The organism is Aestuariivivens sediminis (assembly GCF_022662105.1).
Classification (GTDB): Bacteria; Bacteroidota; Bacteroidia; order Flavobacteriales; family Flavobacteriaceae; genus Aestuariivivens; species Aestuariivivens sediminis.
In genome coordinates this window covers 374,420-399,809 of the sequence record NZ_JAKMCP010000001.1, presented here as the reverse complement: position 1 = coordinate 399,809, position 25,390 = coordinate 374,420, and the positions used below count along the sequence as shown (strand labels likewise).

Here is a 25,390-nt window from a genome sequence, read left to right as displayed (position 1 = left end):
TTTAGTTTAATTGGTTTTAAGCCTTAGTTATAAATTATTTTTCAAATATATTGAGCGATTCCATAGAAAGCATCCTGTACAATCCTGTTATTATTTAAAAATATAAAGTGATGAAAGTCACTTATAATGGTGGCTTAAGAATAGGATATCAGTTTTATAAGTAAGCGTTGTTCTTTGTATACAATAAGTTTGCTTTAAAGTCATTTAATTTTTTTTCTTAATATATACTACGTTTTCTAAATGGTATCTGCGGATAGATAAAATTCTTTTTGGAATTTGTTTATTGAAGACATAATTAACTTATTGTTAGAAATATTAATGATAATTCTATCAGTATTCTTTTGTCATTTCGAATTCTAGAAATTTCGTTAATACAAATGAATTAAAAAGTATTCTTTTTACTTTTCAAAATGGTTGATTCAACAAGGTGGGTTTATTAACGATAAAAATTCAGCAGACACTTTAATTAAGTGAAATTTATGATAAATAAAGCAGGATTGTGCAGGATAGTTTTTTGATTAGCCATTTATAGTTTTAACGTGATTTAAAATTTGCAAATTCAGAATCTTTTATCAACTAAATAAATTGGTGTTGCCGTTTCAGAATTTTTTAACGAATCTCAAACAAAAGGCTCTCATACAATAAATTACAAAAACCACAGTGTAGTAGTGGCACAAACTTTTGTGTGCTAAATTATAAACGACTACAAAAAAGCTAGTCTTAAATTAATTAATTATGAAAAAATTTTACTGTTTTGTTTACGTTAGTGTTTTATCTTTTTTATTAGCACAAGGTCAACCATTAATTGATGTCCCAAAAGGCATGAGGTTAATTACACCAGTGCACTATTCATATGGGTGTGCCGCAGCTCCAGATGGCACGATCTATTTTACAGAATTTAACAGGCAAATGTTAAGAAGGGTATATGCAAATGGAGTAGTAGAAGTAAAACGAATAGGGCTTCAGGGAATGTACGGCGCTGCATTTGATGATTCGGGAAACCTTTTTATCGGGCGTGATTTGGGTGATGTAGGTAATCCAGCAATGATAACAAAAATTGACCCTAATGGAATAGAAGCAAATATTGTTACTGGAATTACAAGGCCAAGAGGAATAGCAACCGACGCAAGTGGAAATGTTTATTTTGCTACGGAATCACCGTCCCGTATTAGCAGGTGGAACAAAAGCAATGGTTCTGTGGAGATACTTGTAGACAACCTGCAGGGTCCGGCGGAAGGAGTTGCTGTGGCATCAGATGGTACGGTTTACTTTAGTATTTATGGTCTTCCAGAAAGCGGAATCCCAGGTAGTGTTAAAAAAAGAGCGCCAAATGGAACAGTTACTACGATTATAAACAGTGGCATATGGAGAAGTAGAGGACTTGTTATAGACAATAACGATGAGTTTTTATATTTATGTACCGAGGCCAATCAGGGAGATAATGCAAATACCGGGCTTTTAGTAAAAATACAACTTTCTAATGGTCAAGCTACTAATGTTTTGCAAGGTATAGATTATCCTCAGTTTCCCTCTATGGGAGTTGATGGTAATGTTTATTTTACGCTTACCCGAGATAGTTGGTTGGCTATGTATGATCCTTCCGTGACTACTGTTGTAAGCGATTGGAGCGAGAATTCCAGTGTTAAAATTGGTATGAGTGAAGGAGATTGGACTTCTGGTGGCAGTGGAACACCATTGACGATTGAAGTAGATGATACTTTAACGTTTACAGGTAATATTTCAGCTGATGTTACAAATGGTACCGTACATGGTTGGATAAGAATACCTAAAGATCTTTTATCTGTATACTCACACGAATTGTACTTACCATGCTTAACTGCTGAATACCCGACTCCAGGTGTATACAAACTACCAAAGGTTACATATTCCGTAGGCACTGGTTCCTGTTTAATATCAGCAGTCGTTGTAAGAGAGCAAGTTGGACAAAGATGGCCTATGACAAATCCAGGAACTTGTAATGAAAGTCCAGCAGCAGGTTTTTCTGAAGATCCAGACGGATATTTAATTTATTTCTCGTGGAGTACGACAGATCGTATAGAAACAATAGCGCAACCATCTTATAGAGATACAGAGGATACTATGGCAATCATGACTGGAAGTGGTCAAGGGTGGATATATGCTGGCGTACCATGGAATGTCACTGGGCAAACTTGGTTAAATAGCGGTACGGTTATGTCTATACCTAATGAAACAGCATGGGCAGAAAGAGATCTTGGCGCATTTTCTGGAACTTCAAAATATATTTATGTTATGTGGCACAAAAATGGAGGTTTTAGATCTAATGCCGCAAGGTATAGGGTTTATGATTATACGGAAAACAAATACAATGGCACAGTAAATCAGTGGATACATGCAGATGGAATAAGTCATCCAGATGACACCTTTTCGGGATGGTATCTTTTAGGTAATAAAAAGATTAATATCACTCCTGGTACAAGAATCAGGATTTCTCAAGATGCCCCTGTTATTGGTGGACAAGAGTTTATGCAAAGTGATGCCATCCTTTTATCAGATTACCCAATCATTGATAATACTTCCCTAGGATCTGCTTCAAATTTCGAAGCTTTTCCAAATTTATCTGTTTCAAGTAGTGGAGAACAAGGTTTAGGACACCATTGGGGTATGCAAGGTCTTGGCTATCAATATTCAGTTACCAATGGTAATTCTTTTGCCGCTAAATTAGATCCAAACGTTTTTTCGGATTTGTTGGAAGAAGACTATTATGTTGAAGTTTCTTGGGACTATTTGGATAATGATAACGTAAATGTTACTCATGCCAAATACAGCATTAAAGGAATTGAAACAAATGATGTTATTAATCAAAATAGAGAAGCCTCTAATCAAGGTGGTAGTTATGTTGGAGGTAACTCTAAGGGATCATGGTCTGGCTTCTATAGGTTAGATGGAAAACATAATCACACTACGGCTGATCCTATTATAATTAGTGGGATTTATAATAATGCCCAATATGGAGGAAAACGATTTGTGTATGATATGGTAAGGTTTATTCCGGCATCACAGTTAGAATCAAAATTAGCTACAGTAAAGCTTAATACTGAAACCATCGATATAGATAATAAAAGTCCTATGAAGATTTACAATTATCCTAATCCTAGTCGATCAGAGACAACACTGTCCTATGTATTGCCTAACAGTGGTAAAATATCTATAAAAGTATATAATATAAATGGTGTTTGTGTATCTACTCTTATAAGTGAATATAAAAATAAAGGTAGTCATAGTATTAGATTTAAAGCTAATGAATTACCATCAGGGTTTTATTTTTACACCTTAAGTCTTGAAGGCATTTCAACTTCTGGTAAAATGATCATTACAAAATAGGGTTTAATCTGTATATCGAATATCGAAAATTTTAAAAAAACCACTGAGTATTTAGTGGTTTTTTATTATTAAGAAACAACTTTTGATCAAATCCAGTTTATGCGTTTAATTATCTTATTTTTCAATATATTAAATCGTTTTTAAGAATCTCTTTAAAAGTAGTATCATAATATAGAAAGTGAAATAATAAACTCCATTTTATGTAATGTGGTCAAAAATGTAAAATGTTATAAAAAAATTAGAGAGAATCTCTTTCAATAAAATTAAAAGGAACTTTTAATTTTAATTTTTTCTTATTTAAAATAATTTCAGCTGTCGTTTCACCCATTACTTTAAAATCTGTTGATATTACGGTAATTCCAAAAAGTTCTTTTAGAGGTGTGTCATTATAAGAAATAATGCCTATATCATTTCCAATTATATATTCATTATCCCTTACTTGTTTTACCAAATTAACCAAATCAGCTTCTTCAATAGTAATAAATAAATCCCCTCTTTTTAAAACCATGTCGTCGTAAACCTTCTCTAAAATTTCAAAGTCCAACTTATGTTCTGCACAAAATTTTCTAAATCCATGTAAAATACGTCCAGGATAGGGATATAGAGCCTTCTCTGGATATATGAGCATAATTTTTTTATATTTCTTTATTTTTGAAACCCCTTCATTTAGTGCATTATAAATATCTTTTTCAAAATCTTGATAAACTTCTCCCAATGCACCATTTAGCTCTGGTTTTATATTATCTAGTATTATTAATTTTTCCTGTTTTATTTTTTCTAAGGCTTTTATAACTTTATCTGTAAAACTAACATGTCTTAAAGAGTCGGTTTTAAAATGTGGCATGATAACATAGTAGTCATAAGCAGATTTGTTCTTTTCTAATAAATTTAAAAACAAACTTTCGTCGCAATGATAAACATGTAAATCTGTATGGGAATTTGTCCCAATTTTGTTTATAAAATGATTGTAAGTTTTTAGTTTGTAATTGCTTAATTTATTTATTAGGAATAAAATATTGACTTTGGATATTAATGTTGTTCGAGAAATATAAAAACCTTTTCCAGGAATTGACGTTATGATATTTCTTTCTTTTAGAATGCCATAGGCCTTTTCTACGGTATCTCGAGAGAGATAAAACTCTTCACTCAAACTATTAATAGATGGTAATTTTTGATCTATATTGAAATTATCTTTAGAGATATTATCAATGATAGAATCAATAATTTGCTGGTATTTAGGTATTCTTGAATTTTCATCAATATTTATGTACTTATATATTTCCATTAAAAAAGAATTAAAAAATTGATTATTACAAGTTAAGATTAAATTAAAAAAAAGTAGTAAACTATCGGTTTAAAAAAAAATTTGGTGATCATTATAGCTAACTTCCATATTTCTTAATAAATGATATTGCTTTTTCTACCATTTTCAAACTTCCACAAAAAATTGGCGCCCTTTCATGTAGTTCTTTGGGTTTTATATCCATGATTCTTTTAATTCCATCTGTTGCTTTACCGCCTGCCTGTTAGGTTAAAAAAGCTATAGGATTGCATTCGTATAACAAACGTAATTTACCATTAGGATATTTAGTGCTTGTGAATAAATATATATTCCTCCTTTTATCAGATTTCTATGGAAATCTGATACCATTGAACCTATGTGTCTAAAGTTGTAAGGTCTGTCTTCTTCTTCGGCTTGACAATATTTAATATGATCTTAAACACTTTGAGAGCAATGAGCATAATTACCTTCGTTTATTGAAAAAATATTACCAGATTCAGGAAATTTCATCTTAAGATGTAGCAAATAAAAAGTTCCGAGTGCAGGGTTAAGAGTGAAACCATTTACACCATTGCCAGTAGTATAAACTAACATTGTTGAGGTGCCATAAACTATATAACCTGTCGCAACTTGCTCATTACCTTTCTGTAAAAAGTCTTCTTTCTTAACGGGCATTCCAGGAGGAGTAACTCTTCTATATATTGAAAAAATAGTGCCTACCGAGACATTCACATCTAAATTTGAAGATCCGTCCAATGGGTCAATAAGAACAATATGTTTATTATCATGTGCTTTGTATTTTCCTTCAATGGTTATAAAATCTTCTTCTTCTTCTTCTTCACTAGTTATACCACATACAATTTCCCTATTTATTAAGGCAGATTTAAAAACTCCATTTGCATAAACGTCTAACTTTTGTTGGGTTTCTCCTTGTATGTTAGTTTCAACAGAAGCTCCTAAAATATCAACTAACCCTGCTTTATTAACCTCATGACTTATAATTTTAGCGGCTAACCTGATAGAATTAATTAATTTAGAGAGCTCTCCTGAGGAGTATTTAATACCTTGCTGATTATTGATGATGAATTCTCCAAGAGTAATATAATTTTTATGCATTAGACGTTTTTATAGTTTGATATAATAAATGAACATCAAAATTAAGTTTTGAAAACAAGTAAAGAATCCTGTTCTGTCCTGACAAATTTATTTATCAGTTATAAAGCGTTGGCTTTTTATGCCAATCCTTTATTTAATATACGTCTAAAAAACATTTAAAAAATGCAATAAGTGTTTGAATAACAATAATTTACTAAGCGGATTTTAATAAAAATGTATATTTTTAAATACAAATTCAGATTTTGCAGTATAGTACAGGATAGAGAACGGAGTTTTTAAATATATTTTTGGGATATATATTATTTTAATAAAATATGGATCAAACTGTAAAGAATTTTAAATATGTAGATTACTTGTGGGATAAGCAAAAAGCAGATTCTATGGGTGATAATCAAGTGGATCTCTTTTTGTATAGATCGAATATACTTGGAGCTGACTTAAGAATTACTAATTATGGCGGCGGCAACACCAGTTGTAAAACAATGGAAAAAGATCCATTGACCAATAAAGCGGTAGAAGTGATGTGGGTAAAAGGATCTGGAGGTGATATTGGTACCTTAAACCGAAGTGGCATAGCAGGCCTTTACACGAGTCGACTAAGGGATTTGAAAAAGGTTTATGGTGGACTGCAAGATGAAGACCGCATGGTTGGCTTGTTCAACCATTGTATTTATGATCTAGATAGTAAGGCCCCTTCAATAGACACCCCTTTACATGGACTTTTACCTTTTAAGCACATAGATCACTTACACCCTGACGCCCTCATTGCTGTGGCTGCAGCTGAAGATAGTGAGAAAGTGACCAAAGAAATTTGGGGTGATACCATGGGATGGGTACCATGGCAACGTCCAGGATTTGATCTTGGGCTTCAGTTGGAAAACTGTTTGAAGGCTAATCCTGGGATTCGTGGTATCGTATTGGGAAGCCATGGGTTGTTCACTTGGGGAGATACTTCGTATGAGTGCTATGTAAATAGTCTTGAGGTAATTGAAATGGCCTCAGAATACATAGAGAAAAAAATAAAGGAAAACGGCGGTGTGTTTGGGGGGCAAAAAGTGGATAGTCTTCCCGCGGATCAGCGCAAGGCAAAGGCGGCACAATTAATGCCCTTGCTACGAGGGCTATGCTCCTCCGAAAACAGAATGATTGGCCATTTCTCTGATACTGAAATTGTCATGCAATATATTAATAGCAATGATCTGGACAGATTGGCACCCATGGGGACCTCCTGTCCGGATCACTTTTTAAGAACAAAGATTCAACCACTTGTTTTAGATTTGGATAAAAACGAAGACTTATCAGATTCACAGGCGGTATTAATGAAATTAGAACCTGCTTTTGAAGCCTATCGGCAAGACTATGCCGATTATTATAATACCTGCAAAAGGGCAAATAGTCCTGCAATGCGGGATCCTAATCCTGTTATTATTATTTATCCCGGGGTTGGCATGTTCAGTTTTGCTAAAAATAAACAAACTACACGCGTAGCAAGCGAGTTTTACATCAATGCTATTAATGTGATGCGTGGCGCAGAGGCGATTAGTGCCTATACCTCTTTACCCAGACAAGAAGCGTTTGATATCGAATATTGGTTGTTAGAAGAGGCCAAATTACAACGTTTGCCAAAAGAAAAGCCCTTGTCTCGGAAAGTGGCCTTGATTACAGGTGCCGGAGGAGGAATTGGAAAGGCGATTGCAGATAAATTAGTGGAAGAAGGCGCCAATGTGGTGTTAACCGATATTGTTGAAGATAGGTTAATGGAAGCTAATGCTACTTATAAAAGAGATAGTTCTACTTATGCCGTTTGTGATGTAACGAATTCAGCATCCATTGCTGAAGCATTCAGCAAAGCCTGCTTGGAATTTGGGGGGGTCGATATTATCGTCCATAGTGCGGGAATGGCGATTTCTAAACCATTGGAAGAAACAACCGATAAGGACTGGAATATGCTTCAAGATATATTGGTTAAAGGTCAGTTTGAACTTGCAAAACAGGGTGTTGATATCATGCGAAAGCAAAACTTGGGTGGAGATTTTATCTCCATTGCCAGTAAAAATGGCCTGGTTTCCGGTCCTAATAACGTGGCTTATGGTACTGCAAAGGCTGCACAGCAACATATGACACGTTTATTAGCTGCAGAATTGGGTAAGGATCATATTCGGGTTAATACCATTAATCCAGATGGAGTAATCATTGGAAGTAAAATATGGGAAGGCGATTGGGCAGAAGGAAGGGCCAAAGCTTATGGCATATCGGTAGATGACCTTCCGACGCACTACGCCAAGAGGAATTTATTAAATGAAATTATATACCCGGAAGATATCGCTAATGGGGTATTTGCCTGTGTGGGCATATTAGAAAAAACGACGGGTAACATCATTAACGTCGACGGTGGTATGGCAAATGCCTTTGTACGATAATAACATTTGAGTTAGTTAGTAGTTGAGTTGAAATAAGCTTCCATGAATTCTGATTGGGGTTTTTGGGAGTTTATTTTATTTAAAACACAATCAATAATGAAATTACAAAAAGATCAAATCGCAGATTTCAACAAAAGAAGTATAAATTATCATAACGATAACTTCGATTTTTTGGGTAACAATTTGCGTAAAAAAGGATATGATGTAGACCAGATTATAGCAAAATTAACAGACTTTCAAGTCGCTATTCCAAGTTGGGCATTGGGGGCCGGTGGGACACGATTTGGCAGGTTCTCATATTTTGGAGAACCCACAAGCTTAGAGCAAAAGGTGGAAGATGTTGGGATACTACATAAGTTAACCCAGACTGCCGGGGCCGTATCCTTGCATATACCCTGGGATATCCCATCAGATTATAAGGCGATTAAACAGAAAGCAGAGGCTTTGAATATTAATTTTGATTCTGTAAATTCTAATACCTTTCAAGATCAGAAAAAAGCGAAGGAAAGTTATAAATACGGGTCCCTGAGTAATGTAAGCAAAGCTGTTCGAGAACAGGCCATACAGCATAATATTGAGGTCATTCATATTGGAGAAAAATTGGGTTCTAAAAGTTTGACCGTTTGGTTGGCAGATGGATCGTGCTTTCCGGGACAAAATAACTTTCAAACGGCTTTTCAAAATACACAGGACAGTCTTAAGGATATCTACAAGATGCTTCCAAATGATTGGCGCATGCTCATAGAATATAAACCTTATGAACCCCATTTTTACAGTACCGTCATCCAAGATTGGGGGACCTCGTTTATGTTGGCAAATGCATGTGGAGAAAAGGCATATACACTGGTTGATTTAGGACACCACCTCCCTAATTCTAACATTGAACAAATAGTATCTATTTTAATGTTAAAAGGGAAGTTAGGTGGTTTTCATTTTAATGACAGTAAATACGGCGATGACGATTTAACAGTTGGAAGTATTAAACCCTATGCCCTGTTCTTGATCTTTAATGAATTAGTTTATGGGATGAACAACAACCCTAAGAATCCGGATTTGGCATGGATGATCGATGCCAGTCATAATGTGAAGGATCCCCTGGAGGACCTTATACAATCATTGGAAGCCATCCAGGAGGCTTATGCTAAAGCCCTTTTGGTGGATCAGGAAGCACTGAAAGGCGCCCAGTTGGAAAACGATGCCGTAAAATGTCAGGAGATTTTGCAAGGGGCATACCGAACCGATGTAAGACCACTTATAGAAAGAGCCCGTTTAAGTGCAGGAGGGGCCTTGAATCCAATTGATGCCTATCGTTTTTTGGATGTTCGTGGCAACTTAATAAAAGAGAGAGGTAAACATACGGTGGCAACAGGTTTATAATGATGAAAACAGTAACAGCGGTCTTTGATATTGGTAAAACCAACAAAAAGTTTTTTCTCTTTGATAAAAATTTTAAAGAGGTTCATAAAGAATATATCTCATTTGAGGAAATATGTGATGAAGATGGGCATCCTACCGAAAACCTCCCTGAACTGCAAAAATGGCTAAAGAACGTATTTCATAGCATTCTCGAATCAAAAAAGTTTAATGTTAAGGCCATTAATTTTTCAACTTATGGTGCCAGCCTGGTGCATTTAGATGCGAGTGGTACACCTGTTACACCTTTATATAACTATACAAAACCATTACCTGAGCATGTTAGAACGTCATTTTTTAAAAAATATGGTCCTAGAGAACAGTTTTTAAGCACTACGGGTTGCGCAGATCTAGGTATGCTGAATTCCGGGATACAACTATATTGGTTGAAGCAGACCAAACCTGAGGTGTTCCATAGGATTAAATATGCCTTGCATTTACCACAGTATCTAAGCTACATTTTTACAGGAATACCTTTAACTGAATATACCAGTATTGGCTGTCATACCGCGTTATGGGACTACAGTAAAAAGGATTACCATGAGTGGGTTTATAAAGAACAGTTAAACAAGATTTTGCCGCCAATAGTTTCGGCCGAAACTAGCACCAACATGAACTACAATGGTAAACGCATTAGAATTGGTGTGGGTATTCATGACAGTTCTGCCGCACTTTTACCATACGTTCGAAGTATTAAGAAAAAATTCATATTGGTTTCTACCGGAACATGGAGCATTGTTTTTAATCCTTTTATAGAAAACGCCCTTCCATCGAACAAAGACCATAAAGATACGATTAACTATATGAGGATTAGTGGAAAGCCTGTTAAAGCCACAAGACTATTTCTCGGTAATGAATACAAGATACAAGTAGCTAAATTGGATAAACATTTTGGGGTAAAGGACAGCTACCATCGCTCCATAAAATTTGATTATGATATTTATTTTGAATTAATCCAGGATTTCGAATATTGTTTTAAATGGGATAGCCTTGAGGATAATAATATGCCCGCCAAAACCTATTTTTCCTATGATAAATATGAGCATGCTTATCATCAATTAATGATTGAATTGGTTTTGCTTCAGGTGAAATGCATTAAAGAAGCCTTAGGAGATAATAATATCGCCCATATATATATTGATGGAGGATTTAGTGATAATGATATCTACATAAAACTGTTATCTCATTATTTCAGAGATAAACGATTAAGTACAACCAACGCTTCATTAGGCTCAGCGTTAGGGGCTGCCATGGCCATATCAGATACTAAACTTAATTCAAAATTTCTTAAGGAAAATTACGCACTTAAAAAACATGTGCCTTTTATAGTTAAAGTTTTATGAAATTAATTACCAATAAGGTCTTTATTTCCAAATCCAATGTTTTGGGTCATTCCTTAGGTGACATGGTTACAATTCATCCCTGTCAGGTTAAAGCACTCAGACAAAAATTTAAATTGTAGTTATGACCATACCTTTTGATACCCGATATCCATCTGTTGAAGATTTGCGTACCAAGGCAAGAAAGAAAATTCCAAAGTTTGCCTTTGAATACTTGGATGGCGGCTGCAATGAGGATGTGAATATCAAAAGAAACACAACAGAGCTAAGAGAAGTTCAATTAAAACCGACCTATCTTAAGGAACATCATGGATCCTCTTTAAAGACCACATTGTTTGGTATGGACTATGATGCCCCATTCGGGATCGCACCGGTAGGGCTTCAGGGATTAATGTGGCCCAATTCTGCTGAAATATTGGCCAAGGCCGCTTTTGAGCATAATATTCCTTTTATTTTAAGCACAGTAACCACCACCAGTATTGAAAGAGCCGCTGAACTCACCGAGGGGAAATCCTGGTTTCAGTTATACCATCCCACCGAAGACCGATTACGGGATGATATCATTAAACGCGCAGAGGCCGCAGGTTGTCCTGTGCTAGTGATATTGTGTGATGTACCAACCTTTGGGTTTCGACCCAGGGATATTAGAAATGGTTTAGCCATGCCACCAAAAATGACCTTAAGCAATATTCTTCAGGTATTCGGACGTCCCCATTGGGCCTTGCAAACCTTAAAACATGGACAACCTGGTTTTGAAACCTTAAAGCCTTATATGCCTAAGGGACTGGATCTTAAACAGTTGGGTAAGTTTATGGATGCCACCTTTAGCGGTCGGTTGTATGAGGAAAAGATAAAGCCCATTCGCGATATGTGGAAAGGTAAGTTGGTGCTTAAGGGTGTGACTTCGGAGTACGACACGGAAGAGGCCATTCGACTCGGTATAGACGGGATTATAGTTTCGAACCATGGGGGGCGTCAGCTGGATGCGGGAGAATCGACCATAAAGCCATTAGTCACTATTGCCAGGACCTATGGAGATCGTATAGAAGTGATGATGGATAGTGGTCTGCGATCCGGTCCCGATGTGGCCAGGGCCATGGCCAGTGGCGCCAAATTCACCTTTATGGGGCGCTCATTCATGTATGGTGTATCGGCACTTGGGAAAAGAGGAGGGCACCATACCATTTCTCTGTTGAAAACAGAATTACAGCAAGTGATGGAGCAACTGTGTTGTGAAAAGACGACTGACTTCCCCAAACATTTAATAAAATAATTTAAAAACCAAACAAAAGCATGAGTCAATATCACCAAGAAGAAGAAATGCTGGAACACCTGACCGGAGGAGAATTTGAAAGAACACCGGTGCCACAATCAAGATTAAAGGGATGGAAGAGCTTTATAGGCATGTATGCCGGAGAACATGCAGCCGGAACAGAATTTATGATCGGCCCCTTATTTTTAACAGCAGGTGTTAGTGCCTTCGATTTAATTGTTGGGTTACTTCTCGGAAATTTACTGGCGGTTTTGAGCTGGCGTTTTCTAACTGCAGAAATCGCGGTAAAAAACAGACTGACTTTATACTATCAGTTGGAAAAAATATGTGGTAAAACTTTGGTAACCGGCTATAATTTAGCCAATGGGGTTTTATTTTGCTTTTTAGCAGGTGCCATGATTACGGTTTCTGCTACGGCGGTGGGTATCCCATTTGATATGCCCATGCCAAAACTCACAGATACATTGCCCAATGGAACCACTTGGATTGTTATCGTTATACTCATTGGGGCGCTGATATCCATCATCGCTGCCAAAGGGTATGATACCGTATCGAAGGCGGCAAACTGGATGTCGCCCGTTATTGTTGTCGCTTTTATAGCTTGCGGGGTTGTTGCTCTGGATCAATTGGGGGTTTCGAGTTTTGCGGAATTTTGGAAGATTTGGGGTGAAGGATCAGACCCCTTTCCCGGACAAATAAAATTCACATTCTGGCATGTGGTTATCTGGTCATGGTTTGCGAATGCCGCCATGCATGTGGGGATGTCCGATTTATCCGTGTTCAGATATGCGAAAGAAGCCCATTCGGGTTGGACTACGGCGGCAGGAATGTATGTCGGGCATTATATGGCCTGGATAGCTGCAGCACTATTATATGCCGTTTATTTAAAGTCTCCTGAAGCTCAAGCTTTTTTGAATAATGGCGAAGCGCCACCGGTGGCACCAGGACCTTTGGCCCATAATGCCATTGGAATATTTGGAATTATTGCTGTAGTCTTGGCCGGATGGACCACCGCAAATCCAACCATTTATCGGGCAGGATTGGCGTTTCAGGCCATTTTACCCAAACTGTCTACCTTTAAAGTGACCCTACTTGCAGGAACGATAGCGACCATAGCAGGGTTATTTCCGGCTTTTGCCATGAAGTTATTAGGATTTGTTGCTTTGTATGGATTTATTTTGGCCCCTTTTGGTGCTGTCATTGTATTTGAACATTTTTACCACAAAAGAGTTGGTATCATTAAGAACTATGCTGAGGTGGCGAATCTTTCTTTCAACAAATCGGTGTTTTGGGCGTGGGCCGTGAGTTTTGGGATTTTTTATTTTATTTCCATAAAATTTGAGGTGTTCTTATCTTTCGTTACCCTTCCGGCTTGGCTGTTATGTGGGATCCTATTTTTAGTATTTAGTAAACGTTTTCAAAAAAGGAGTTGAGTCTTTTTTCATTCAATACAGTTTTAAAGTAATATGAGATTCCAATTTAACACGCTTTAAATCCATTTAAATTACTATATAATGTCCTAAATTAAATTATGATTCACTTCAGATAAGCTATGTGTATTTGATTTTTTAGAAGATTCAATATTATTTTTAAATATTATGAATTATCATGGTGTGTTTTCTTTCTTTTCATCTCTGTCGGAGAAATACCAAATTGCTCTTTAAAACTTTTTCCAAAATATTTGGGATTAGTAAATCCTACCGTATAAGCAACTTCATCGATTCTTACCTCACTATTTTCCATAAGAATTTGCTTGGCCCTGCTCATTCTCATTTCGTTCAGGATGTCTTTGCCGGACTGGCCTGTTAAGCTTTTTACCTTTCTATAGAAATTAGAATGGCTCATACCCAAACTGCTCTCCAATGAACTTACATTGAATTCTGAATCTGGGATGCCTGCCTCTATAGCTTGCATCAAATCCGCTAAAAATTTCTCATCAATAGAGTTAACGGTAACAGATGAAGGTTCCAGCAAAGTACCTCTGGTTTGAAATATTTTTCTTAGTTGTTCTCTGGACTGAAGTAAGTTTTTTATTCTCAGAACCAAATATTCCATTTCAAAAGGTTTGGGGATATAATCGTCTGCACCGGTCTCAATGCCTTTATATTTAGACTGTTTATCTGTTTTTGCTGTTAATAGAATTATTGGAATATGGCTTGTTTCAAGATTAGTTTTAATGTGGTGGCAAAAGGTCATTCCATCCATATTTGGCATCATCACGTCACTAACAATAAGGTCTAGATCATAATTTTCTGCTATTTCAACGCCCTTAATTCCATCCTCCGCTTCTAACACATTATATTCTTTTATTAGCTCGTATTTTATGTAAGCCCTCATATCTGCATTATCCTCAACGATGAGAATCGTCTTGGCTCCATTTTTAATTGGCTCGGGGTTTTTATGAACAACTTCAGTATCATCTTGTCTATATATATCATCTTCACTTGCTACACGTCCTGTGTTCTCAACAACAGGATAATTCGCGTATGGAATAAAAAACCGAATGGTTGTTCCTTCATTTAATTCGCTTTCAGCTTCAATATACCCATTGTGGGCTTCAACAAGCTGAAGGGTATGTGATAGACCTATGCCATAACCCTTGCCATACGCTGTGTCTTCCTGATAAAAACGATTAAAAACCTTTAATAATTTTTCTTGTGGAATCCCCTTACCTGTATCGCGAACCTCGACCTTTACGAAGGACATAAAATTGGATTCTTCAAGTATTTTATAATCGTCCTTTCTTACCTCTTCAATTAAAATTTTTATTTCTCCGCTTTCGGTGTACTTCAAAGCATTTGAAATAAGATTAAAGTAAATCTTTGATAACATGCCAGAATCAAAACCAATAACCAACTTACTCGACGGACTAACAATGCTATATTTTAATCTCTTTTTGTCAATCGCATAAGTAAAGTGGGCTATTTCCTTTTTAGTAAACCCAACGATGTCTTGCTCTTGAATTTGTGCAACTAATTTCCCTTTTTCTGCCCGTCTTACATCCAATAATTGTTCAATTAGGTAATTGAGCCTTTTCACATTTCTTTTTATCAACAATAATTTATCCTGAATGTCATTACTTAGGTTTTCCTCTTTAAGTATACTTTCAAGAGGCCCTCGAATTAAAGTTAAGGGTGTTCTTAGGTCATGCGATATGTTAATAAAGAATTGGGTTCTTAATTTATTTAGAGACTGAACTTTTTGATTGTGCTCCTGCTCTAACAATAACTTATTTTTAGTGGTGTATCTTATTATGGAGAAGTAAGAGAAGTATACGAGTATTAAAATAATTACAACTACATATAGCACTATGGCGTACCAAGAATATTTGAAAGGTGTTTTAATATGAACAAATAGCGCTTTGGCATTCTCTTCCCACATACCGTCACCATTAGTGGATTTTACTTTAAAGGTATATTTTCCATGGTCTAGATTGGTGTAATTGGCATATTTTGTAGTCTCATCGGTATATTGCCAGGTTTTATCAAAGCCTTCTAACATGAAGGCGTATTTTATTTTGTCGACATTAGGATATAACATGGATGAAAAATCAAATCCAATATTATTTTGATTCGGAAGCAAAAATATGGTATCGGCAATAGCAATTCCTTTTTTTAAAGGGGTGTTTTTTCCAATCTTCTGATTTGGTTTTACGCGTTCGTCATCTATGTAGAAGTCGGTAACAGTGGTTTGTGGTCTTCTTGTGCTTTTTGTTATCTCGTTTGGGTAAAAGGTTGTAATACCGTTAATTCCACCTATAATAATTTCCCCGTCATCAGTCTTGTAAACAGCATGCTCTGAAAATTCATTGCTCTGAATACCATCACTTTCAAAATAATTTTGAAAGCGATTGCGAGAAGGAATAAATTTAGAAAGGCCATTATTAGTTCCAATCCACAAACATTGCTCATTATCTTCAATAATTGAATGGATCATATTGTTCGGTAAGCCATCATTCTTTGCGTAACACTTGAATGAAATATCTTCTGAAGTAGAAGTATAATTTAAAATCTTATTTAATCCTTCATAGGTTCCTATCCAAAAATTTCCCTGGCTGTCTTTAATAATAGATCTTACGTAATTGTTGCTGATTGATCCTTCCGTCAGGTTACTTTTATATTTTTTATTAAGTACAACTTCTTGCTGTTCATTGAGCGCTAGTATATGGAGCCCCCCGCCCTCCGTGCCTACCAACAATTCGTTTGTATTATCATTATAATAAAGGACCCTACAGTTTTGTGGAGAGGCGGTTTCAGAAGTCTTTAAGGGATAACTTTTATCTACTTTAATTTCATTATTAACAATTGTAAAGCGAAATAAACCTTGAAACGAAGCTAACCAAAATATATTATCTCTACCCTTGACTATATAAAATGTAGCAAATGTTTTTACATTACTAAGAATAGTAATCTTATCTGAGTGCTTTTCAACCAAATATAAACCTTGATCCGAGCAAATGAAATATTGATTGTTCTTGTAAGGTGCAATATAGAACACGGTCATATTGCGCAATCCCAATTTAATTACAGTATGATCTTCACGGTTAATTTGATACAGTCCATTGCTATGTACCCCAGCCCATATTTCTTTAGGGGAAGTTAAATAAACGGCTCGGATGAAATTTGAACCATTACCTGTTGAAGTGTTTATTTTCAAATGGTTGAAAACTTTTTGTTCTGAATCAAAATAATTGACTCCGGCTCCAATGGTACCAACCCATAAGATATCGTCTCTGGAAACGTAAAGTGTACGAACAAGGTTGGAATTTAAACTCGCTGGCCGGTAAGGATTGTGTTGAATATGCTCGAACTTTATTTGATTGCTGTTTAACTGATCAGATTTAATGAGATTAATACCATTATCCAGGGTGCCAACCCATATATTGCCTTTCGCATCTCTAGTAATACTTGAACATTTTAGGGACGACAGACCAAATTTTGATACTGATGAATTATAAGTCGTCAATTCTTTGGTAATTAAATTATATCTTATTAAACCATTACCGTTGCTTGTAACCCAAAGGTTATTCGAAGCGTCTTCGGCCAGATCAAAAAAATTATACGAAAAATCCAAAATCGGACTTTCGATGGTTATAGCCCTGTCACTGTGGGGTTCTACAATAATCTGTCGCACCAAACCACTGGTCTGCATCCAAATGCCACCAAGACTGCACTCCTTTAAATTGATAATATTGACATAGGATCCTTCTGTATCAAAATCAAAACTTATAGGTTGTAACTTGTTTTGATTAAGCTTGGTTAAGTCTTCAACAAGTTGAATCCTATATAAGCCATGACCAGTACCGAGAAATAAAAAATTCTCATATTCTAAAAGCGTACTAATATTTAACTTCTGGCTTGAAACAGAAACGGGAATTATTTGGTGAATGGATTCTGTATTAGGGTCATACATGTTTAGCCCATCGTCAGTACCGATCCATATTCTCCCCAACTTGTCTTCAACGAGACTACGAACTGTATTATTTGTTAATGCATTTGGATTATTTCTGTCCGTATTGAATATTTTAATATTGTATCCGTCAAAACGATTAAGCCCATCAACGGTACCAAACCACATGAAACCTCTGCTGTCTTTTAAAAAACAGTAAACCTCACTTTGGGAAAGTCCATCCTTAGAAGTAATATGATGAAATCTTCTGCTTTGTGCGTTGATATTAAAATTCACACAAAATAAAAAGCAGATTATTGCTAATATCCGACATGCTTTCATATGAACAATATTACAAAATAATTATTCTCCTATTATTGGCATTAATTTTGAAAACCAGCAAAGAACAATTATTACCCACAAACTGACCATTTTTTATCCCCTTTTGAACAATTTTGCACCAAAGTAAGACATATTTTAAAACTATATTTGATTATAAAATTGAGTTAATTTGATTAATTGTATTCTCGATGTCTTTTATTGAGCCTAACAAACTAGTATGCTAAAATTACTAACACGTATAATCTGAATTCAAACTATTAAATTAACTTTTATGAAAAACCAACTAAAACTAAAAAAACAGCTGTTTATACTTTTATGGTTCTTTATACCTATTGCAGTTGTTGCACAACAACGGGAGGTAAGTGGCACCGTAGTTAGTGGAGAAGACAGCTTGCCGCTGCCGGGAGTAACCATCATTTTGGGCGGTACGAACACTGGTACGACTACCGATTTTGATGGAAATTATTCAATTAATGTAAGTGGGTCTGATGCCATTCTCGTTTTTAGTTACATTGGATTTGCCGATCAAACTGTCGTGGTTGGAGAACGTCAAACAATTAATGTATCCTTGAAACAATCAATTACAGACCTTGACGAAGTTGTAGTAGTTGGTTATGGTACTGCTAGAAAAAGAGATATTACAGGTTCCACAGCTTCTGTTAAAGGAACGAGTATCGAGAAAGGTAAACCCTTGTCTTTGCAAAGTGCATTGGCAGGACGGGTTGCAGGGGTACAAATATCCCAAACGGACAGCTCGCCAGGAGCGGGGGTGAGAATATTAGTTAGAGGAGGTTCTACGCTTACAGGTGGGAATCAACCTCTATACGTGATTGATAATTTTCCAATCATTCCGGATGATAGCGACCCTTCTCAAAACCCTTTAGCCGATTTTAACCCTAACGATATCGAATCTGTGGAAGTTTTAAAAGATGCCTCTGCGACTGCCGTTTTTGGGGCATTAGGTGCCAACGGTGTTATTCTTATAACTACCAAGCTAGGAAAAACAGGGAAACCACAAATTAATTTTGAATATAACAGTGGTGTTTCTTTAATGACCAATACACCAAACATATTGAATGACCAGGAATATTTAAATTGGCAGATAGAAAGGGGGCCTCAATTAAACTTTATTAATAGTGGTAATCAAGGTAATATACAGCAATGGCTAGATATCCAAAATTCGGGTCAAAGAGGTTCTGTTTGGATAGATAGAATTACCCGCCCTGCCTTGTCAAATCAAGCGGATATTAGTTTTAGTGGGGGTTCAGACGGCATGAAATACAGATTGTCAGCTGGATATTTAGGACAAGAAGGTGTTATTAAAAACTCTGAATTCAATCGTACCAATCTAAGTGCTAATTTAGAACAAAAAATAGGGAAAAAGATAAGGATTGGTTCAAATATAACGTATTCCTTAAAAGAAACGGAGGGTTTAGTTACGGTTTGGGATCAAAATTCAGTGCTTAAAACCGTATTTCAATTGAATCCTTTTATGCCTGATGATTTTGATATTGCTGATTTTCAGGATGACGATGCGACCTTTATTTGGAATGCTGAGAATGTGTTGACATATATAAACGAAGTCCAAAACTTTTCTGAATCAGAAAGGATTTTAGGAAATTTATTTCTGGAATACAAGCTTACTGATAATTTAAGATGGTATACAAGTTATGGTGTAAATAGATTTAGAAACACAGATTCACAATTTTACCCCAGTAGTGTTAGAAGAGGTTTTGATCCTAATGGTTTTGCCAGATTTAGATCACGTCTTTATGATAATACAAATTTTCAAACACGTCTAAACTACAACAAAAGAATTAAAAAGCATAGCTTCAATGCTACTGCCGTGTTTGAAGCCAGAACTCAAGATGTAACCTTACAAACATTTGGCGCTTCAAATTTTGAAGAACAATCGCTGGGACTTTTTGATTTGTCATCGGCATTACAAGCAGATTTTCCGGTAAATATAGTAGAGGAGAATAATGCTTTATCCTTCTTGGCCAGAGTAGGTTATTCCTATGCAAATAAATATTTGTTAACAGCTTCCTTCAGAGGGGATGCGGATTCGCGTTTTGGGCCAAACAACAAATGGGGTTATTTTCCCTCTCTGGCATTAGGTTGGGTTGCTTCCGAAGAGAAATTCATCAAAGATTTGAATACATTTGATTTATTTAAGTTGAGATTATCTTATGGGGTAACAGGTAATAGTCAGATTCCGACGTATCAGTCTTTGGCAAGATTAAATACGGAAAGATATATATTCGGAGATGCTTTGGTGGTTGGTCAAGTACCTGGGAGTGTAGCTAATCCTGATTTAAAATGGGAAACTACGTCTCAATATAATGTCGGGCTGGATTTAGCGTTTTTAAAAAATAGACTTTCAGTAACAGCAGATGGCTATTACAAGGAGACGGATGACTTATTATTGGATGTACAATTACCTTTAACTTCCGGATTTCAAACGGCCATAAAGAATGTGGGTTCTATAAGTAACAAAGGGTTTGAACTGGCAATAAATTCTGTTAATATCGATACCGAGGATTTTAAATGGAATACTACCTTAACCTTCTCCACCAATAAAACCGAAGTTTTAGATTTAGGTGAAAGAGATGAAATGTATTTCTCCAGAGTATTTAATTTTAATTTTAGAGATGAAATTATGTTACGTGTGGGGGAAGAGGTTGGCACCTTTGTAGGGTATATTGAGGACGAAGTTCTTAATAGTGAAAACGAAATTGCTAATAGTCCGGATTCACAGCTTTTAGAAAATATTCCTGGTCAGGTAAAATTTAGAGATGTTAATGGCGACGGTGTTATCAATAGCAATGACCGGGTTATTATTGGAAATACACAGCCAGATTTTATTGGGGGTTTCAATAGTGAAATTACCTATAAAAACTTCGATTTTAGTTTCTTTTTAAGATGGAGTGTGGGTAACGATGTAATTAATGCGAATACACTATTTTTAGATAGAGTAGGAAATGGAAATTGGAATACCCTATCAGGGTTTGTGCCGAATGCGTTCACGCCTCTAAATCCAGATGGAACGGTACACGGTCAAGTACCAGATACATATTCTAACTACATGAAAAGTAGTTTAGTTGAAGATGGCTCGTTCTTAAAGTGCGATTATATTACTTTAGGATACACCTTACCTGAGGATGTCATGACTAATTACGGAGTAAGAACAATGAGATTATTTGCAAGAGTTAATAATCCTTTTATGATAACACGCTACAGTTGGTACGATCCAGAAGTAAGTACCGGTTTTGGAACCGTTGCAAAGGTAGGGCCAGGAGTAGATTTTGCCACATATCCTAGATCGGTAACCTTTACATTAGGAGCGTCTATAAATTTATAAATGTCAAAAAAAATAATCCATGAAAAATTTAAAAAATTATCTGTTAATATTTGCTTCAATGGTATTCTTTGCTGGTTGCGAAGAATTTTTAGAAGAAGAGCCAAAATCTCAATTATCTCCTGAGAATTATTATAGAACGGCCGATCAGGCAGAGGCAGCTGTAGTCGGCGCATACAATGCTTTGCAACGAAATGGTGTCTATGGAAATACTCAATATTTTATTACAACAGACCTTGTTAGAACGGCCAATTGGAATACTCAAGGCGGTATAGGTACCTATACCTTTTCAGCCGATAACGTTCAAGTAATATTGGGTTTATGGAGAGATCATTTTCAGGGTATTAATGAGGTGAATGCAGCTATAACGCATGTTCCCAATGTTAACATGGATGAGGACAGAAGAAATACATTAGTTGCAGAATCCAGATTCTTAAGGGCTATGATGTATTTTAACTTGGTGCGTTATTTTGGTGATGTTCCCTATTTTGATACAGAGACCAATTCTTTAGAAAACTTAGAAGTTCCAAGAGATCCTGCTTCAATGGTTTATGAAAGAATTATTGGAGATTTAGAGTTTGGTGTAGAACACCTGGATACTAATTCAGAAATAACCCAACCAGGTAGAGCCACAGTTGGTGCCGCTAAAACTGCACTTGCTAAAGTATATCTCACAAGGGGTAGTATGGCAGAACGAGATGGTGGTGATGGATCTGCAGATTTTCAATTAGCTGCTAAATATGCTAAAGAAGTGATAGATAGTGGAGAATATCAATTAGAGCCGTATTTCCCAGATGTTTTTATCGTTGAAAACAAAGGTCATAATGAAATGATTTTTGATATTCAATTTAAGGGTGGTGGTATTAATGAAGGCAGTTGGATTGGAGCACATATGGGCTTGCAAGGACCTCCGGACAAAGGTGGAAGTTGGGGAAATATTCATGCTACGGATTATTTTAATACTATTTATGAACCCACAGACCTTGTTAGGCAGGAATGGACAACCAATCAGACAAGGGTCAACGGTAATGGAACTTTAAATTTGAATAGGCCGTGGTGGGAACCGTGGAAAATAGGAAAGTATAGACGTTGGCCGGTTCGCAATGAAAATTATCAATTTAGAGATGCGGATCATAACTGGCCCGTATTTCGATATGCAGAGGTGTTGCTCATTTATGCCGAGGCACTAAATGAAGTAAATAATGGCCCAACTGCTGAAGTTTTTGATGTTTTAAATCAATTAAGAGCCAGAGCCAGAAATGTCAATGGCGATGGTACTAGAGAGTATTTACATAACGATGTACTGCCCAGAAATTTAACTACCGATTCAAGTATTTTACCAGATATTTCATCTGTAGATTACCCGGATTATACATCCATGAAAAATTATATTATGTATGAAAGGGCTCGTGAATTGGGTGGTGAAGCCAAACGTTGGTTCGATTTGGTGCGTTGGGGAAATCTTGTTGAGAGAATAAAATACCTGACAACCACTTCTCCTCCAGAAAGCAGAGGGTGGAATATAACAGCTGATAATGTTGCTGAACATCATAAACTGCTGCCCATCCCAAATACCGAATTACAGGCAAATCCAAATTTAACTCAAAACCCGGGTTATTAAGAGTCTAAATGATAAAATAAACAAAAATGAAATTACGTATAAAATTTTTATTGATATTTCTTACTACATCTATATTTATCAGCTGTAGTGATGATTTAGAAACTCCGGAAGTTGACTTTACAGTCGATAATTCAAGCCCTGTTGTTGGAGAAACGGTAAAGTTTACAATTACAGGAGGTGCAGAAACCTTTGTGATATTTACTGGAGATGAAAATCATGAATTCGAAAAAAGTCATTTGGCAATTACATCAGGAGTGGATGTAGACCAGGAACTTGTAGTGTTAAGATCTGAAGCCTTACCAGACATTAGGGATTTTCTTGAACCCAGTGTAAATACCCACAATGCAAATGCAGGGCCTGGTAATCAACTAAATTTAGATGCAATCATGACCAATATGGCAACTCAGGTAGGGATAGAATATACCAATAAGCTGACAGCCGCCTATATAATTTGGGAGTATTTTACTGAATTACAAGGGCAGGTTGCTAGAGATATAGTAGATGCCTACTATGAAGATAATAGCACTTTGTTAGCTCCCGAAGGAGGTTTTTCTACTGGAGTAGCTATTGATAGATATGAAAAAACACTGGAATATTCTTATGCTAACCCAGGAATGTATGTGGTTACTTTAATAGCGACTAATCTTAGCGATAAACAATATTCGGGTTCGGGTTATCAGGATGATAGAACATCCTCTGGTGATGAATATGATTTGAGTCGCAATATCAAAGAGTTAGTAATTACAGTAACAGAACCATAGAAAGAACTTGTCATTAAATAGTTTAGTTGTTTAGTTTTATTTAACTCCCTGCTTGGTTTTTTCTGCAGGCTGGGAGTTTCTTATTTGTCAATCAATGAAGGTTATACTCAGTTACATATTCATATGCTTTGCCATTATGACATTGTTTTCGCAGACAGAAGAATCAATTAAGATTCCTGTGCAAGATGATGAATATTGGTGGGGAGGTATCAGTTCATTAGGTTATCAGACACCATACGATAAAGATTCTAATTTTTCCTTGAATTTGTATGGTGACAATAAAGGCAATCAAGCACAACCTCTTCTATTATCAAGTAAGGGGCGTTATATTTGGAGTGAGAGTCCCATTGAATATGGTATTTCCCATGGCATACTATCTGTATCCACCAAAAGTGGGCAAATTCATCATGGTACTGCTGGAGGCAATTTGAAATCTGCATACCATTTTGTCTCCAAAAATTACTTCCCGTCCAATGGTAAAATACCGGATGAACTACTGTTCACGCACCCACAATATAATACCTGGATTGAATTGATGTATGACCAAAATGAGGAAGATATCCTCAAATACGCTCAAAGTATCATTGATAAAGGATATCCTCCTGGTGTAATGATGATAGACGACAACTGGCAGGAAGATTATGGGACCTGGGAATTTTCGGCGCGCAGATTTAAAGATCCCAAAGGGATGATTAAGAAATTGCACAATATGGGTTTTAAAGTCATGATGTGGGTATGTCCTTTCGTGAGTTCCGACTCCCAAACCTTTCGCAAGTTGGCAGCGGATGGTCTATTACTTCTTGATGCCGATAGAACGCAAGAAATATTGTGGGCCAATACAAGGAACAAAGCGGCTATTATCCGCTGGTGGAATGGCGCCAGTGCCTGTCTGGATTTGAGCAATCCAAAAGCAAAGGCGTGGTTTAAAGGACAATTAGATTATTTAATTCATGAATATGGTGTAGATGGATTTAAATTTGATGCAGGGGATGCGGGATTTTATACTGAAGGTTTAATTTCATTCAATGAGTCCTTGCCAAACGATCATACCCAATATTTTGCTGAATTGGGGTTGCATTATCCTCTAAATGAATACAGAGCATCATGGAAAATGGCAGGTCTGCCTTTGGCCCAGCGCTTAAGGGATAAAGGACATGACTGGGAAGACTTAGAAAGATTAATCCCAGACCAAATGTCTCAAAGTGTGATGGGGTATGCTTATACCTGCCCGGATATGATTGGGGGAGGTGAATACCAATCCTTTTTGAACACGGCTACTATTGATGAAGAATTAATTGTTAGATCAGCTCAAGTGCATGCCCTTATGCCAATGATGCAATTTTCTGTTGCACCTTGGCGCGTATTAAGTGAGCCTCATGAGCGAATATGCCTTGATATGGCAAATCTTCATAAAAAATTTGGCTCACATATTTTAAAATTAGCCGAAGAGGCCTCTATTACTGGTAATCCCATTGTTCAACCAATGGAGTTAGCCTTTCCAGGTAATGGATACGAAACTATTAAAGATCAATTTGTTTTGGGTGATGACATCATTGTTACTCCGGTTGTTAAAAAAGGGGCGAGATCTAGAAAAGTAATTTTGCCTAAGGGCAAATGGCTTGATGAAAAGGGGAATGAACATAAAGGAGGCAAAACTATTGAGATAAGTGTTCCGCTGGAGCGCTTGCCCTATTTTAAAATGATTTGATAAAC

Annotated in this window: 12 protein-coding genes and 1 pseudogene; 10 read left to right on the top strand and 3 right to left on the bottom strand. The window is 36.3% G+C overall.

Annotation, left to right across the window (positions count from 1 at the left end):
- Window positions 1-735: 735 nt before the first annotated feature.
- Window positions 736-3,363, top strand: a complete 2,628-nt coding sequence (locus tag MR054_RS01730) for a T9SS type A sorting domain-containing protein (RefSeq protein WP_242155561.1) — start codon at window positions 736-738, stop codon at window positions 3,361-3,363.
- Between the two features lie 238 nt (window positions 3,364-3,601).
- Here the strand turns inward: MR054_RS01730 and MR054_RS01725 are convergent, their stop codons facing one another.
- On the bottom strand, window positions 3,602-4,648 hold the full coding sequence (locus MR054_RS01725) for a GntR family transcriptional regulator (RefSeq protein WP_242155559.1): 1,047 nt from the start codon (window positions 4,646-4,648) through the stop codon (window positions 3,602-3,604).
- Window positions 4,649-4,745: 97 nt separating this feature from the next.
- Window positions 4,746-5,761 (bottom strand): annotated as a pseudogene (fbp, locus tag MR054_RS01720) (class 1 fructose-bisphosphatase).
- Between the two features lie 314 nt (window positions 5,762-6,075).
- Here fbp and MR054_RS01715 point away from each other — a divergent pair.
- The 5 genes from MR054_RS01715 (at window position 6,076) to MR054_RS01695 (ending at window position 13,640) form a co-directional block, all read left to right on the top strand.
- Window positions 6,076-8,181, top strand: a complete 2,106-nt coding sequence (locus MR054_RS01715; RefSeq protein ID WP_242155549.1) for a bifunctional aldolase/short-chain dehydrogenase — start codon at window positions 6,076-6,078, stop codon at window positions 8,179-8,181.
- Between the two features lie 96 nt (window positions 8,182-8,277).
- Entirely contained in the window at window positions 8,278-9,558 is a 1,281-nt protein-coding gene (locus MR054_RS01710; protein ID WP_242155547.1) for a sugar isomerase, read from the top strand.
- Entirely contained in the window at window positions 9,558-10,937 is a 1,380-nt protein-coding gene (locus MR054_RS01705; protein ID WP_242155545.1) for an FGGY-family carbohydrate kinase, read from the top strand. The genes MR054_RS01710 and MR054_RS01705 overlap by 1 nt, the downstream gene beginning before the upstream one ends.
- Before the next feature lie 121 nt (window positions 10,938-11,058).
- Complete coding sequence (locus MR054_RS01700) at window positions 11,059-12,207, top strand: alpha-hydroxy acid oxidase (protein WP_242155543.1); 1,149 nt, start codon at window positions 11,059-11,061, stop codon at window positions 12,205-12,207.
- Window positions 12,208-12,227: 20 nt separating this feature from the next.
- Window positions 12,228-13,640 carry a purine-cytosine permease family protein gene (locus MR054_RS01695; RefSeq protein ID WP_242155541.1) on the top strand — a complete coding sequence of 471 codons (1,413 nt, stop codon included), beginning with the start codon at window positions 12,228-12,230 and terminating at the stop codon, window positions 13,638-13,640.
- Window positions 13,641-13,803: 163 nt separating this feature from the next.
- Here MR054_RS01695 and MR054_RS01690 read toward each other — a convergent pair whose 3' ends face one another.
- Window positions 13,804-17,892 carry a hybrid sensor histidine kinase/response regulator transcription factor gene (locus MR054_RS01690; protein ID WP_242155539.1) on the bottom strand — a complete coding sequence of 1,363 codons (4,089 nt, stop codon included), beginning with the start codon at window positions 17,890-17,892 and terminating at the stop codon, window positions 13,804-13,806.
- Window positions 17,893-18,208: 316 nt separating this feature from the next.
- Here MR054_RS01690 and MR054_RS01685 point away from each other — a divergent pair, with 316 nt between their 5' ends.
- From MR054_RS01685 to MR054_RS01670, 4 genes are all read left to right on the top strand, one after another.
- Window positions 18,209-21,298, top strand: coding sequence for a SusC/RagA family TonB-linked outer membrane protein (locus tag MR054_RS01685; protein ID WP_242155538.1), 3,090 nt, complete (start codon window positions 18,209-18,211; stop codon window positions 21,296-21,298).
- A 19-nt stretch (window positions 21,299-21,317) separates the two neighbouring features.
- Window positions 21,318-22,916 (top strand): RagB/SusD family nutrient uptake outer membrane protein, encoded by a 1,599-nt coding sequence (locus MR054_RS01680; RefSeq protein ID WP_242155537.1) that lies wholly within the window; start codon window positions 21,318-21,320, stop codon window positions 22,914-22,916.
- Window positions 22,917-22,942: 26 nt separating this feature from the next.
- The gene (locus MR054_RS01675) at window positions 22,943-23,677 is read left to right on the top strand and encodes a DUF5017 domain-containing protein (RefSeq protein ID WP_242155536.1); all 735 of its coding nucleotides are present in this window, start codon (window positions 22,943-22,945) and stop codon (window positions 23,675-23,677) included.
- Window positions 23,678-23,813: 136 nt separating this feature from the next.
- On the top strand, window positions 23,814-25,385 hold the full coding sequence (locus MR054_RS01670) for a glycoside hydrolase family 31 protein (RefSeq protein ID WP_242155535.1): 1,572 nt from the start codon (window positions 23,814-23,816) through the stop codon (window positions 25,383-25,385).
- Window positions 25,386-25,390: the final 5 nt, after the last annotated feature.

What these genes read in the sequence shown, in the direction of transcription:
- MR054_RS01705 (WP_242155545.1), top strand. Translation starts at nt 9,558, where the DNA reads ATGATGAAAACAGTAACAGCGGTCTTTGATATTGGTAAAACCAACAAA.
- MR054_RS01715 (WP_242155549.1), top strand. Translation starts at nt 6,076, where the DNA reads ATGGATCAAACTGTAAAGAATTTTAAATATGTAGATTACTTGTGGGAT.
- MR054_RS01695 (WP_242155541.1), top strand. Translation starts at nt 12,228, where the DNA reads ATGAGTCAATATCACCAAGAAGAAGAAATGCTGGAACACCTGACCGGA.
- MR054_RS01730 (WP_242155561.1), top strand. Translation starts at nt 736, where the DNA reads ATGAAAAAATTTTACTGTTTTGTTTACGTTAGTGTTTTATCTTTTTTA.
- MR054_RS01675 (WP_242155536.1), top strand. Translation starts at nt 22,943, where the DNA reads ATGAAATTACGTATAAAATTTTTATTGATATTTCTTACTACATCTATA.
- MR054_RS01670 (WP_242155535.1), top strand. Translation starts at nt 23,814, where the DNA reads ATGACATTGTTTTCGCAGACAGAAGAATCAATTAAGATTCCTGTGCAA.
- MR054_RS01710 (WP_242155547.1), top strand. Translation starts at nt 8,278, where the DNA reads ATGAAATTACAAAAAGATCAAATCGCAGATTTCAACAAAAGAAGTATA.
- MR054_RS01680 (WP_242155537.1), top strand. Translation starts at nt 21,318, where the DNA reads ATGAAAAATTTAAAAAATTATCTGTTAATATTTGCTTCAATGGTATTC.
- MR054_RS01700 (WP_242155543.1), top strand. Translation starts at nt 11,059, where the DNA reads ATGACCATACCTTTTGATACCCGATATCCATCTGTTGAAGATTTGCGT.
- MR054_RS01725 (WP_242155559.1), bottom strand. Translation starts at nt 4,648, where the DNA reads ATGGAAATATATAAGTACATAAATATTGATGAAAATTCAAGAATACCT.
- MR054_RS01685 (WP_242155538.1), top strand. Translation starts at nt 18,209, where the DNA reads ATGAAAAACCAACTAAAACTAAAAAAACAGCTGTTTATACTTTTATGG.